The sequence below is a fragment of the Streptomyces sp. NPDC006140 genome (assembly GCF_040628815.1).
GTDB lineage: Bacteria > Actinomycetota > Actinomycetes > Streptomycetales > Streptomycetaceae > Streptomyces.
Map to the genome: position 1 here is coordinate 92,993 of NZ_JBEXTS010000004.1, position 12,668 is coordinate 105,660.

Annotated in this window: 11 protein-coding genes; 7 read left to right on the forward strand and 4 right to left on the reverse strand. The window is 74.2% G+C overall.

Annotated features, from left to right (window positions below; genetic code table 11):
- The first annotated feature begins 48 nt into the window (after positions 1-48).
- Both ABZ386_RS13250 and ABZ386_RS13255 read left to right on the forward strand, forming a co-directional pair.
- Positions 49-636 (forward strand): TetR/AcrR family transcriptional regulator, encoded by a 588-nt coding sequence (locus tag ABZ386_RS13250; protein WP_351335025.1) that lies wholly within the window; start codon positions 49-51, stop codon positions 634-636.
- A complete protein-coding gene (locus ABZ386_RS13255; RefSeq protein ID WP_355726915.1) occupies positions 629-1,615 on the forward strand; it encodes an aminoglycoside phosphotransferase family protein in 987 nt (328 codons plus the stop codon). Before ABZ386_RS13250 ends, ABZ386_RS13255 begins: the two co-directional genes overlap by 8 nt.
- Here the strand turns inward: ABZ386_RS13255 and ABZ386_RS13260 are convergent.
- Together ABZ386_RS13260 and ABZ386_RS13265 are read right to left on the reverse strand one after the other, a co-directional pair.
- The gene (locus ABZ386_RS13260; RefSeq protein ID WP_351335019.1) at positions 1,612-2,103 is read right to left on the reverse strand and encodes a nitroreductase/quinone reductase family protein; all 492 of its coding nucleotides are present in this window, start codon (positions 2,101-2,103) and stop codon (positions 1,612-1,614) included. The genes ABZ386_RS13255 and ABZ386_RS13260 overlap by 4 nt on opposite strands.
- Positions 2,100-3,650, reverse strand: a complete 1,551-nt coding sequence (locus ABZ386_RS13265) for a GMC family oxidoreductase (RefSeq protein ID WP_358964757.1) — start codon at positions 3,648-3,650, stop codon at positions 2,100-2,102. The genes ABZ386_RS13260 and ABZ386_RS13265 overlap by 4 nt, the downstream gene beginning before the upstream one ends.
- Before the next feature lie 55 nt (positions 3,651-3,705).
- On the opposite strand from ABZ386_RS13265, the gene ABZ386_RS13270 reads away from it, so the two are divergent.
- From ABZ386_RS13270 to uppS, 4 genes are read left to right on the forward strand one after another with little or no spacing between them, the layout of a single operon-like run.
- Positions 3,706-5,151, forward strand: a complete 1,446-nt coding sequence (locus ABZ386_RS13270) for a cytochrome P450 (protein WP_351335013.1) — start codon at positions 3,706-3,708, stop codon at positions 5,149-5,151.
- Positions 5,141-5,743, forward strand: coding sequence for a DUF6230 family protein (locus tag ABZ386_RS13275; protein ID WP_351335010.1), 603 nt, complete (start codon positions 5,141-5,143; stop codon positions 5,741-5,743). The genes ABZ386_RS13270 and ABZ386_RS13275 overlap by 11 nt, the downstream gene beginning before the upstream one ends.
- Positions 5,740-6,132 (forward strand): DUF6114 domain-containing protein, encoded by a 393-nt coding sequence (locus ABZ386_RS13280; protein WP_358964758.1) that lies wholly within the window; start codon positions 5,740-5,742, stop codon positions 6,130-6,132. The genes ABZ386_RS13275 and ABZ386_RS13280 overlap by 4 nt, the downstream gene beginning before the upstream one ends.
- Before the next feature lies 1 nt (position 6,133).
- The gene (gene uppS / locus ABZ386_RS13285; protein ID WP_358964759.1) at positions 6,134-7,999 is read left to right on the forward strand and encodes a polyprenyl diphosphate synthase; all 1,866 of its coding nucleotides are present in this window, start codon (positions 6,134-6,136) and stop codon (positions 7,997-7,999) included.
- Positions 8,000-8,008: 9 nt separating this feature from the next.
- Here uppS and ABZ386_RS13290 read toward each other — a convergent pair whose 3' ends face one another.
- Positions 8,009-9,700 carry a DUF2264 domain-containing protein gene (locus ABZ386_RS13290; protein ID WP_358964760.1) on the reverse strand — a complete coding sequence of 564 codons (1,692 nt, stop codon included), beginning with the start codon at positions 9,698-9,700 and terminating at the stop codon, positions 8,009-8,011.
- Between the two features lie 69 nt (positions 9,701-9,769).
- Entirely contained in the window at positions 9,770-10,813 is a 1,044-nt protein-coding gene (locus ABZ386_RS13295) for a rhamnogalacturonan acetylesterase (protein ID WP_358964761.1), read from the reverse strand.
- A gap of 192 nt (positions 10,814-11,005) precedes the next feature.
- On the opposite strand from ABZ386_RS13295, the gene ABZ386_RS13300 reads away from it, so the two are divergent.
- On the forward strand, positions 11,006-12,667 hold the full coding sequence (locus tag ABZ386_RS13300; protein ID WP_358964762.1) for a rhamnogalacturonan lyase B N-terminal domain-containing protein: 1,662 nt from the start codon (positions 11,006-11,008) through the stop codon (positions 12,665-12,667).
- Position 12,668: the final 1 nt, after the last annotated feature.

Here is a 12,668-nt window from a genome sequence, read left to right on the forward strand (position 1 = left end):
GGATTCCGCCTGGAAGTCCCAGGTCCGGCCGTGACGGAGGCGGATGCCATGCCGAGAGCCGGTCTCACGGCCGAGCGGGTCGTCGCGGCCGCCGCCGGCCTCGCCGACGAGATCGGTTTCGAGAAGGTCACCATCTCCGCGCTGGCACGGCACTTCGGCGTCAAGGACGCGAGCCTGTACTCGCACGTCCGCAGCCTCCAGGACCTGCGCACCCGCGTCGCTCTGCTGGCCGGGGGCGAGCTGATCGACCGCATCGCGGTCGCCGTCGCCGGGCGGTCCGGCAAGGACGCGCTGGCCGCCTTCGCCGCCGCCTACCGGGGTTACGCCCTGGAGCACCCGGGCCGGTACGCGGCCACCCAGATCCGCGTCGACCAGTCCCTTCTCGCCGATGCCCCCGCCCTGCGCCGCACCGCCGAGGTCACCTACGGTCTGCTCCGCGCCTACGGCCTGGAGGAACCGGACCTGACCGACGCCGTCCGCCTGCTGCGCAGCAGCTTCCACGGCTACTGCGCCCTGGAGTCCACGGGCGCCTTCGGCGCGCCCCGCGACGTGCAGGCGTCCTGGGACCGGGCGATCGACGCCCTGCACGTCCTGCTCCAGAACTGGCCCCGCGAAACGAGGACCTCCGATGCCTGACCCCGCACGCCCCGACGCCACCGCCCGCTCCATAGCGGAGGCCTACGCGCTCGGCGCCGGCCCCTGGACCATGGTGCCCGTCACCCGGGGCGCCCTGGGCCAGATCTGGAAGCTCTCCGGGAACGGCTCCTCCTGGGCCGTGAAGGAACTCCTCTTCGGCTGCGACGAGGACCAGGTCGACCGCGAGGCCGCGTTACGGGACACCGCCGCCGCGCTGGGCATCGCCTCCCCCCGGCTCTTCCGCGACCGGCGCGGCGCACCCGTGTGCCGGCCCCTCCCGGGCGGCTCCTGGGTGAAGCTGTACGACTGGGTCGACGGCACCCCCGCGGACCCTTCCGATCCGGACGTCCTGGACTGGTTCGGCCGGACCATGGCGCTGCTGCACCAGGCCGGCGAAGGGGCGGCCGGGACGCCGAACGACTGGTACGAGCGGTGTCCGGACGACTCCGACTGGGAGAAGCTGCTCCAGCGGGTGCGGGACGCCGGCCCGCCGTGGGCCGACGAACTGGGCCGGTTCGTCGCCGCGTCCGCGCCGCGGCTCGCGCGGTGGGTGTCCCCGTCCCCGCCGGGCGGCCTGGTGACCTCGCACCTCGACCTCCAGCCCCAGAACGTGCTGGTCGGCCCGGACGGCCCGGTCCTCCTCGACTGGGACAACGCCGGGCCGGTGGCGGCGGAACGGGAGTTCGCGCGTGCCGTCCACGTGTGGTCGGGCGGCAACGAGGTGAACGTCGACGCGGCCCGGCGCCTGGCACGGGCCTACCGCGAGGCCGGGGGGCCGGCCGTCGTCACGGGTCCCGAGTCGTTCTCGATGCTCTTCGCCACGGCCCTCAACTACATCCAGGTGCAGGCCGAGACGGCTGTCGATCCGGCCGTCACCGCCGCGCAGCGCGCGTTCGCGGGCGACGAGACCGTCAGGTGCCTGCGGACCGTACCGGACCTTGCCGGCGTCGCCCTGCTGGTCGAGGCGCTCGACATCTAAGGGCTGCCGTCCGGATCACGCCGCGGGCGCGGGGTGAGGCGGAAGACTCGGATGTCCCGGCCGGCCCGGGCGGCGTAGGTGTCGTAGAAGGGCACGGCCAGCAGGATGCGGTGGCGCTGCCGCTCCTTTTCCCGGGCGGTGAGTTGGCGGGCTGTGACCTGCCAGGACAGGCCTCGTGCGGTGACCGTGGCGTGGGGGCGGTGCAGGAGGTTGGTGCTCCAGGCCGGGTGCCGGGGCCGGCCGAAGTTGCTGCCGACCACCAGCCAGGTGCCGTCCGCCGCGCGGTGCGCGGCCAGGGGGGTGGCGCGTGGGGTTCCGCTGCGGTGACCGATGGTGCCCAGCACGATCGTGTCCAGGACGAGTCCGCTCGGCAGCAGCCGGCCCCGGGTCAGGCGGTGGACGAACAGGTCGCAGCGCGGCAGCACATGGGGGGCGATCCGGAGAACGGCACGGCTGGTGGCGAAGCGGACGAGCAGGGGGTGGGTCACAGGGCGTCCTCCGGCGTCGGGAGCGGTACGCGCCGGTACGGCTCGCCCTGGGCGGGGCGCCGGTCGGCGCGGCCGGCGGCGGGCCAGGCGGCGCAGGCCCGTTCGGCCATCGCGGTCACGGTGAGGGCGGGATTGACGCCGAGGTTGCCGGGGACGGCGGAGGCGTCGGCGATGTGCAGGGTCGGGTAGCCGTGGACGCGGTGGTAGAGGTCGGCGACGCCGGTGGCGGGGTCGCCGCCGATCGGGCAGCCGCCCAGCAGGTGGGCGGTGACCGGCAGGCGCAGGGTGGTGTTCCACGGCAGCGCGGCCCGGCCGCCGATGTGCCGGGCGTAGTGGTGCGCCACCGCCTCGGCGGCGGCGAGCCGCAGGGGTTCGGGCCGCGGGCTTCCCGGGTGGAGGGTCAGTCTTCCGCGCCGGTAGCGGCTGGTCAGGTGGGAGTCGCCCCGCTCCATGGCGAAGAGTACGGCGGTACGACGGCCGAAGTCCCGCCAGGAGAGGCGGGCCGTCGGTGTGAGCAGCGCGGCCGGATGGGAGCCCGGCCCGAGCCGGCACAGCTGGACCAGGAGGTCCGGGTGCGGTCGCAGCGCGGAGCTGATGGCGACGCCGGGCCCGACGTCGAAGCCGGCCGCGGACACGGCGGCGAACACTTCGCGGTTGGTGCGGGTGCGCGTGCCCAGCGCGGGTGACAGCCCGGGCAGGTGCGGCCGGGAGCGGTGCAGGAGTTCCGCGGTGCCCCAGGCCCCGGCCGCGAGCACGACCTGGTGCGCCGACAGCACGGCCCGGCGCCGGGCGGTGCCGGTGCCGTCGCGCGTGTGCACCTGCCAGGTGCCGTCGGGCTGCGGCACCAGTTCCCGGGCTTCGCACAGGGGCCGGATGTCGGCTCCGGCCCGTTCGGCGAGGTGCAGGTAGTTGTGGTCGAGGGAGTTCTTCGCGCCGGCCCGGCAGCCGAGGGTGCACCGGCCGCACTCCGAGCAGCCGGCGCGGGCCGGGCCCCGGCCGCCGAAGAAGGGGTCCGGCAGGGCCCGGCCGGGCGGGCCGAAGTGGATGCCGACCCGGGTGGCGTGGATGCCCCCGGGCACCCCGAGGGTGTCGGCCGCACGGCGCAGGGCGTCGTCCCCCGCCGCCTGCCGCGGGACGGGTGTGGTGCCCAGTATCCGTTCCGCCGACGCGTAAGCGGCGGCGAGTTCGCCCTCCCAGTCCACGGACGGATCCCAGCAGGGGTCGCGGAACACGCCCGCGTCGGGCCGGTAGTGCACCCCCGCGTAGACGAGGGAGCCGCCGCCGACCCCGATGCCCGTCAGCGCGGTCAGCCGGCGCCGTACCCGCAGGCGGACGATGCCGCGCCAGCCGAGCCAGGGCGCCCACAGCAGGCGGTGCGCCTGCCACGGGGAGGTGGCGAACTCCTCGGGCCGCCAGCGCCGCCCGGCCTCGACGACCGTGACGCGGTAGCCCTTCTCCGCCAGCCGCAGCGCCGCGACGCTCCCGCCGAACCCGGAGCCCACGACGAGCACCTCGTGCAGCACCACCCCACCCCAACCTTCCGTCACCGCAGGTACATTGGCGATCACAGTATGTGCACATGATCCGATGCAGAGAGGGCCCGTGGCTGCTTCCGTGCCTCCCCCCGCCGTCCCCACCGCCCCCGGAGCACTGCCCCTGCTCGGGCACGGCCTGAAGCTCCTGCGTGACCCGCTCGGCTTCATGGCGTCGCTCAACGAACTGGGGCCCCTGGTGCGGATGCGGGGCCCCGCCTTCACGCCCGACGTCTATCTGGTCAACTCGCCGGACCTCCTGCACCAGCTCCTGGTGACCGACGCCCGCAGCTACTCCCAGGCCCGGATCACCGCCGGAATCGGCTCCCAGTTCGGCATCAGCCTGGTGATGGACATGAGCTTCGAGGGGTTGACGCTCTTCGCCTCGCACCTGAGGCACCGTCGTGCCGTGCAACCGGCGTTCCACCCCCGCCGGATCGCCGCCTGGACACCGGCGCTCCGGCATGCCGTGCACGAGGCCGTCGCCGGCTGGACGCCCGGCACCACCCTCCGCGTGGACCAGGAGATGGCCCGCCTCGCCTACCGCGTCAACGCCCGCGCCGTCTGCGGCGACACACCGGCACTCGACCGGGTGACGGCCGGGCTCGCGGCCCTGAGCGCCCGCACCACCCCCGGGATGTACTGGCGCCTCGCCCTCCCGGGACTCGCCCACCTCCGGCACGTACCGGGCACCGGCGGGTTCCGGCGGGCGCTGTCCGGTCTGCGCGCCGCCGTCGCCGCCTCCCTCGCCCACCTCCGCGGCCAGGGCGCGACCGGCGACGACGTCCTCTCCCAGCTGCTGAGGGCCCGCTACTCCGACACGGACGAGCCGCTCGGCGACCGGCAGATCATCGCCGACACGCTGTTCCTGCTCTGGGCCGCCACCCACGGCCTGAAGGACGTACTGCCGCACGTCTTCCACGAGTTGGCGCTCCACCCCGACGTCGAGCGGCGGGTGCACGAGGAGATCGGCTCCGTCCTGCGGGGGCGGCCCGTGCGGGCCGAGGACCTGCCCGCGCTCGACTACACGCGGCGGGTCGTCAAGGAGACGCTGCGCCTGCACCCCGCCCCCTGGATGCTGGGCCGGCGCGCCCTCGTCCCCGTACGCCTCGGCACCACCGAACTCCCGGCCGGCACCGAACTCGCCTACTGCACCTACGCGCTGCACCGCAATCCCGAAGTCCACCCCGATCCGCTGCGTTTCGACCCGGACCGCTGGCTGCCCGAGCGCGCGAGGAGCCTGGCCCGCTGCTCCGACGTCGCCTTCGGCACGGGGGTACGCAAGTGCGTCGGCGACGCGCTGACCATGAACCAGATCCTCACGGCCGTGGCCACCATCGCCGCCCGCTGGCAACTGCGCGCCGTCCCCGGTCACCGCTACCGGCCGCGCGCCCGCATCGTCATCTCCCCCGGCCCGCTGCCCATGACGTGCCATCCCCGCGAGGTCCTATCAGCCGATGGTGAGCTTGGCGGTACTTCGGCCCGGGACGATCGTTGGGCCGGTCGTGATCGATGACGACGTCCCCATGAGGACATGCGGCGGGCGGACGAGCCGCCGACGGTTCGCTCTGGCGCTGGCTCCCCTGCTCGTCGGCGCGTGCGTCCTGCTGGCCGGGAGCGCCGCGGGCGCCGTCTCCGTGGCGTTCGCGGGAGAGGTTCCCGTCACGGTCCGTGCCGCGCGGGTCTCCGGGTCGGGCGTGTCGGCCTCCCCGGCCGCCTCGGGCCATGGCGGGCTGCTGCCCGCGCTGGCCACGCGGCTGGACCGGGCGACCGTGGAGGACGCCTGCGTCACCTCCACGGCCCGGCTGCCGCTCGTCGGAGCGGTGACGGCCGTCGTGCGGATCGAGCACGCCTCGGCCACGGGCCTGACGGTGGAGGCGGGCAAGGCCACGGCCGGGTCGGTGAAGCTCTCCGGCGCGACGTTCGGCACCCCGCGGGTCTCCCTGGACCGGCCCACGGGCCTGTTCACCGTCGGCGCGCGGGAGGTCAGCGGCAGCGAGGTGACCACGCAGCCGCACGCCTTCACGGCCGGGACGATCACGACCCGGGGTGTCGCCATCGACATGCGCCGGGGGAAGGGCGGCTGCGCGCCGGGGACCACCCGATGACGACGGCGGTGCGACCCGGTCGGCGCTCCGGGTGGCGGGGATGGCGCCGGAGCCGCCCGTTCACGGCGGGGCTGCTGCTGGGCCTCGGCGGACTCGAACTGATCTGCGTCTCCTGGGTGGGGCTGGGCTTCCTGCGGTTCACCGGCACCGCGGGCGCCGCCTCGTGGATCCTGGGCGCCCTGTTCGTGGTCGCCGGTGTGACGACGTGGCGCAACCCGGCCCTGCGCTACTTCTCCGGCGTCCTGGCCGCCGTGCTGTCCCTGGTCAGCCTGATCGCCGCCAACCTCGGCGGCCTGCTGCTGGGCTTCCTGCTCACCGCCGTCGGCAGCGCCCTGGCCCTGGCCTGGATCCCCCGGCAAGCACCTTCGAACCCGGAAGAGGAGGCGTGAGGTGAGTTCTCCCGCCGTGCCCCCCACCTGTGTCTACCGGCGCAGCGGCATCCACGACGCGGCCCTGCGCCGCGGCTACGAGGCGTGCCGCCGCGCCACCCGCGCGACGGGCGAGATCGAGTACGCCGTCTCGCTGCTGCTGCCACCGCCGCTGCGGATCGCCACCTGGGCGCTGTACGGCGCCGTCCGGGCCGTGGACGACCTGGCCGACGCGGTCGGGCCCGACGGCGCGGCGGACCCGGGGCGGGCCGGGCGGCTGGAGGCGTGGATCGCGGCGTTCGACGCGGACCTGCGCGCGGGACGCGGCAGCGACCCGGTGCGGCAGGCGCTGATCCACACCATGCTGACCTGGAACCTGCCGCCGGGGTTCCTGCACACGCTGTTCGAGGAGCTGCGCCAGGACGTGCACGGACGGCAGTTCGCCACCTGGCAGGAGTGGCGGCGCTACAACAGCCTGATCAACACCCCGCTCGTGCTGCGCGCCGGCTCGCTGCTGTTGCGGGCCGCGGGCGTGTCCGCCGAGCCGGAGGCGATCGCCGCGAACGTGCCGGACGTGGCCGTGCTGTGGCAGACCGCCGTGGAGGCGATCTACCTCACCGACGCCCTCGTCGACCTCTCCGACGACCTCGGCCGCGGCCATGTGCCGCTGCCGCAGGAGGCCCTGGACGAGGCCGGGGTGTGCCGGACGGACCTGCTGGCCCGGCGCACCACCCCGGAGTTCGAGGACCTCGCGCGCCGCCTGGCCGAGCAGGCGCGCACCTGGCTGGACCGCATGGCACTGCCGCCCGTGCTACACCCGGCGGTCGGTGTCGCGCTCGGCGCCTACACCGACCTGTACCGGCTGCGTCTGAAGGCCGCGGCCGATGCCCCCGCCGCGCTGCTGCACCGCCGCCCGGCCCTGCCGCGCGGCGCCCGGCTGCGCCTGCTGCTGCCGGCCCGGGCGAAGGCCGCGCTGTCCTGGGGCCTGTTCCCCTTCCCCGTCCAGCCCTGCCCGCCGGAACCCGCGCCGGCCGAGACGCCCGACGGTCCCGAGGAGGAGCGGCTGCAGGCCGCGCGGCGGCGCCCGGTCGTCCCTCCCCCTCCCCACCCCTCGGGCGCCCGCCCGCCCCGGCTGCCCGCCGAGGCCATGCCCCGCCACGTCGCGATCGTCATGGACGGCAACGGCCGCTGGGCCACCGCCCGCGGCCTGCCCCGCACCGACGGCCACCGGCGGGGCGTCGAGGCGCTGGTCGACGTCGTCCACGGCGCCCTGGAGATCGGCCTGGAGCACCTGACCCTGTACGCGTTCTCCACCGAGAACTGGAAACGCCCCGCCGACGAACTCCAGACCCTGATGTACGAGATCCCCCAGGTGGTACATCGTCTGGTGACCGAGAAAGTGGACGTCCGGGTGCGCTGGGCCGGCACGCCTTCCCGCCTCCCGGCCGACGTCGTCGAGAGACTCCTCGACGCCGAACGGGAAACCCGCGACCACACCGGACTGACCCTGACCATGTGCGTGAACTACGGCGGCCGCGCCGAGATCACGGCAGCCGCGGCGAAACTCGCCCAGGAAGCGGTCGCCGGGCGGGTCGACCCCGGCTCCCTCTCCGAGCACGCCTTCGCCCGCTGCCTGCACGTCCCCGAACTGCCCGACGTCGACCTGCTGGTGCGTACCGGCGGCGACCAGCGGACCTCCAACTTCCTTCCCTGGCAGGCCACCTACGCCGAGCTGCTGTTCCTCGACACCCCCTGGCCCGCGGTGGACCGCCGCACCCTGTGGGACTCGATGGAGCAGTACGCCCGCCGCACCCGCCGCTACGGCTCGGTCGCCCGCATCCCCGCCCAGGCATCCCCCTTGAGCGGCCGGGGAGCGCCGACGACGTGAGCCGGCCCGTCACTCCCCGGCCGTGACGTCCACCCCCGAACCGTCCAGCCGGACCCGAACCCCGGCCCCGTCGCTCCAGCGGACCTCCAGCTCCCCGGTCCCCTCCGCCCGTACGGAGACCAAGTCCGCGAGCGGGGCGGGGGCCGGGTCCGCCGTCAGGCGGGCGAGGGCGGCGAACAGGGTCGGGCCGCCGGTGGTGACGCCGGTGAGGTCGTCCCCGAGTCCGAGGGCGGGCAGCAGTTCCGCGCGGACGCCTTCCGCCGCGCTCCACCCGGTCACCCGCACCCGCGTCCCGGGCTCCGCCCCGGACACCAGATGCACGCGCACCTCCGCCGCCCCGCGCGCCAGCACGACACTCGTCACCCGCGCTCCCCCGCCCGCCGCATGCCGCGAGGCCACCCAGCCCTCGCCCGCGCCGAGCGGTTCGATGCCGGTGCGGCTCGGGTCGCCGCCCACGATCACGCTGTTGTCGTACGACGGCGCGGGCGCCGTGACCGTCGAGTAGGCGAGGCGCGTGTAGTACGGGTCGTAGCGGACGTCCTCGCTGCCGTGGTTGTGGAGGCGGACCACGCCGTCGGAACGGGTGGACTGCAGCAGCCAGTTGGGCGGGCCGAGCGGGGTGACGGCGTCCGCGCGTTCGGCCGGTCCGGGCTCCTCCGGCGCCGTCCACACCTCGTGGTCCGGCGGCAGGAGCAGGCCGAGGAAGCCCTTGCTCGCCCAGTACGGGGAGGCCGGGCCCGAGTAGCCCTGAAGGACGGACGCGTCGGGGCCGTGCCAGCCCAGGGAGAGCAGGCCCCGCTCGTCGACCGCGCCCCGGTCGAGGAAGTACCGCAGGGCCCCGGAGGCCAGGCGCCGCGTCTCCCCGGGCGCGAGGGGCGTACGGCCGGTCAGCGCGCCGAGCCACAGCGGGGCCGTGGTCGCGAAGCGGTAGGTCAGGGAACGTCCCTGGTGCATCGGGGCACCGTCGCCGCCGAAGAGCCGGGCGTAGTCGGCGAGATGCCGCTCCAGGCGGCCCCCGTACAGCTCCAGCAGCCGCTCGTCCCGTTCCAGCCAGGCGTGCAGCACCGGGTAGAGGTGCATCGCCCAGCCGTTGTAGTAGTCGTACTTGCGGCCGTCGCCGTCGGTGTACCAGCCGTCGCCGACGTACCACTGCTCGATCCGTTCCAGGCCGCGGTCGATCGCCGCGCGGGACGCGTCCGGCTCGTGGCCGATCTCGGCGAGGAAACCGCCCACGGTGACCGGGAACAGCTCCCAGTTGCAGGGCCAGGGTTCGGCCGTGAGCGCATCGGCCAGCCAGGCCGCCGCGCGCTGCCGTACGGCGTCGTCCAGGCGGTCCCACAGCAGGTCGCGGGTGAGCCGCAGGGCCAGGGCGACGGACGCGGCCTCGACCAGGGGCTGGCTGCGGTCCTCGATGCGGGGCCAGACGCCCGATACTCCGGCGGCCAGCCCGTCGGCATAACGCTCCAGGGCCTTCTCGTCGCGGCGGAAGGCGGCCAGCAGCAGGGTGCGGGCGTACCCCTCCAGGCCGTCGGAGAGGCGGCCCGACCAGCTGGTCCGGTCACCGGGCAGGTGGTACAGGGCGCGGTCGTCGCTCGCGTAGGGCTCGACGGCGGCGAGCAGGGCGTCGGCCGCCGCCTCCCAGTGGGCGCGGGTGTAGCCGGTGAAGGGGCTGGTCGTGCGGTCGGCGGGCGGCAGCTGCATCGGGTCTCTTTCGTGCTCGGACGGTTCGGACCTGAGGCGCCCCGGTTCCGGTCGGGGCGCCCCAGGGGCTCATCCCACCCGCACCTTGCCCTTCGGCACCAGATGCCGGGTGACGAGTTCGTCGCGGACCAGGCCCGCGTAGACGGTCGCACCGCGCACGGAGGTATGGGTGTTGTCCCGCGCCTCGTTGGTGAGGTAGAGCGCCTTGGAGCCTTCCACGCCCAGGGACTCCACCAGCGCCTTGGTCTTCGCCGTGAGGTCGATCAGCGGGACGCCCCGCGCGGCGGCGACGGAGCGGATGACCGCCGGGTGGTCGACGCCCAGGCCGTTGACCAGGAGCGCGGTTCCGTTGTTCAGGGTGCCGTCGGCGCTGAACCAGCGCCGCACGATGGGAGTGACAAGGACCGGCTGTCCGCCCCGCTCCCGGACGCCCGCCACGAGCTTCTCCAGGTTGGCCCGGTAGGTGGCCCCGTCCGTGGTCTTGTCGTTGTGGGCGAGTTGGACGAGGACCAGGTCACCGGGGCGGATCAGGGGCCGTACGGTGGCCCACAGTCGCGGGTTCCCCAGATACGAGACCGTACTCTCGCCGGAGTCGGCGTAGTTGGCGACGGACAGGCCCTTGCCGAGGTACTGGGGCAGCTGCTGGCCCCAGCCGGAGTAGGGGTCGCCGGGCTGGTCGCAGACGGTGGAGTCGCCGACCAGGAAGATCTGGCGGGCCTGCCGTGCCGGGGTGACCCGGATGTCGGCGAGGGCGGGCGCGGAGCCGCCGATCCGCAGGTCGAGGCCGGGGGTGCCCGCGGGGCCGGTGGGCTCGCCCTCGGGCGTGCGGACGTTCACGGTGAAGGTGCGGGTGACGCGCTCGCCCGCCGGTGCGGCCGTCTCCGGCAGGAGGGAGCGGCGGGTCTCGCCGCTGATGCTCGTGCGCGACGCGGCCGGCCCGCCGAGCGTGACCTGGACGTCGTACGTGCCGAGCGGCACGTCGAAGTGGCAGGTGCCGGCGGTGCAGCTCGCGAGGCCCAGGGCCGGGCGGCCCTGGTGTGCCTGCGCCGGTACGGACGACAACGCCGTTCCCAGGGTCACCGCCGCGACGACGGCGATGCTGAAACGTCTCACTCCGGGCTCCTCCCAGCGGACGACAAGACCTGGAGGGGGACCGTACCGCTCCGGACAAGCGCTTTCTAGACCTTCAGCAGCATTCACCAGATCTCCCGCCGCACATCGGTGAAAGCCCTTTCGCGAAATCGATTCAACTGTCACTCTCGCTCCCACCCGCGATTCCCCCCACCCTCGGCAGGAGGCACCCCCATGCCCGGACCCGCGACCGGATCCGTCGGCCGCCGCGCCGTCGTCCTCGGCGCCACCGCCGCCGTCGGCGCGGCCCTCACCGGCACGGCGCGCGCCGCCGGTTTCGGCTGGACCGACGACGGCTCGAACTACGTCATCGACACCGGCGCCCAGCTGGTCCTCAAGGTGAGCAAGTCCACCGGCGACCTGACGTCCCTGGTCCACCGGGGCACGGAGTACCAGGGCTACGGCGGCATGAACTCGCACATCGAGTCCGGCCTCGGCGCCTCCACGGTGGGCATCAGACAGTCCGGTTCGACGATCCTGGTCTCCGTCACGCACGGCACGCTGCGGCACTACTACGCGGCCCGCAGCGGCGAGAACAACGTCTACCTGTGGACGCACAAGGCCGACACGTCCGTCCCCGCGAGCCGGTACATCGTGCGCGTGAAGAAGGGCGCCTTCCTCAACGACGAGCCCGACTCCTACGCGTACGCGCCCACCGCCATCGAGGCCTCGGACGTGTTCCGGAAGTCCGACGGCCAGACCCGCTCGAAGCACTACGCCCGGCGGCGCGTCATGGACTACGACTACGTCGGCTGGTCGGCGGGCGGCGTCGGCCTGTGGATGGTGCGCAGCAACCACGAGAAGGCCGCCGGCGGCCCCTTCTACCGCTCCCTGCTGCGCCACCAGAGCGCGGACGGCGGCGGCCTGTACGAGATCCTCCATTATGGCCAGAACCAGACGGAGGCCCAGCGGTTCGGCCTCCAGGGGCCGTACGTCATCGCCTTCACGGACGGCGGGGCGCCCTCCTCGGCCCTGTACCCGGGCACGCTGACCACGCCGTGGGCCGACTCGCTCGGCATCGCCGGGTACGTGCCGGCGAGCGGCCGGGGCAAGGTGGCGGGCGTCGGGATCTCCGGGCGGGACACGGCGTACCCGTACACGGTCGGGCTGGCCAACTCCGCGGCCCAGTACTGGGGGGCGGCGCGTTCCTCGGACGGCTGGTTCTCCCTCACGGGTGTGCTGCCGGGGACGTACACGCTGACCGTCTTCAAGGGCGAACTGGCCGTGTACACCACGTCGGTGAGCGTGTCGGCGGGTGCGACCACCACCCTGAACACGATCGCGATCCCGTCCTCCAACGACCCCTCGAACGCGAGCGCGATCTGGCGGATCGGCGACTGGAACGGCACACCGGCCGGGTTCAAGAACGCGGACCTGATGACGTACGCGCATCCGTCCGACGTGCGCGCCGCGCCCTGGACCGGGAACGTCGTCATCGGCGACGGCGAGACGGCGGCCTTCCCCTGCTACCTCTGGAAGGACGTCAACAGCGGCATCCTCGTGTACTTCCGGCTGACCGCCGCGCAGGCCGCGGCCGCGCACACCCTGCGCATCGGCGTGACGACGGCGTACGCGAACGGCCGGCCGCAGGTCACCGTGAACGACACCTGGACCTCGGCCATCCCCTCCCCGCCGACCCAGTCGGACACCCGGTCGCTGACCAACGGTTCCTACCGCGGCAACAACCACACGTTCACGTACAGCGTCCCCGCGTCCGCCTGGAAGACGGACACGGGGCAGTACAACGTGCTCAGGATCGACGTGGTGAGCGGGTCGGGGACGACCGGGTTCCTCAGCGCGGGGACCGCGGTCGACGCGATCGACCTGCTGGCGTAGC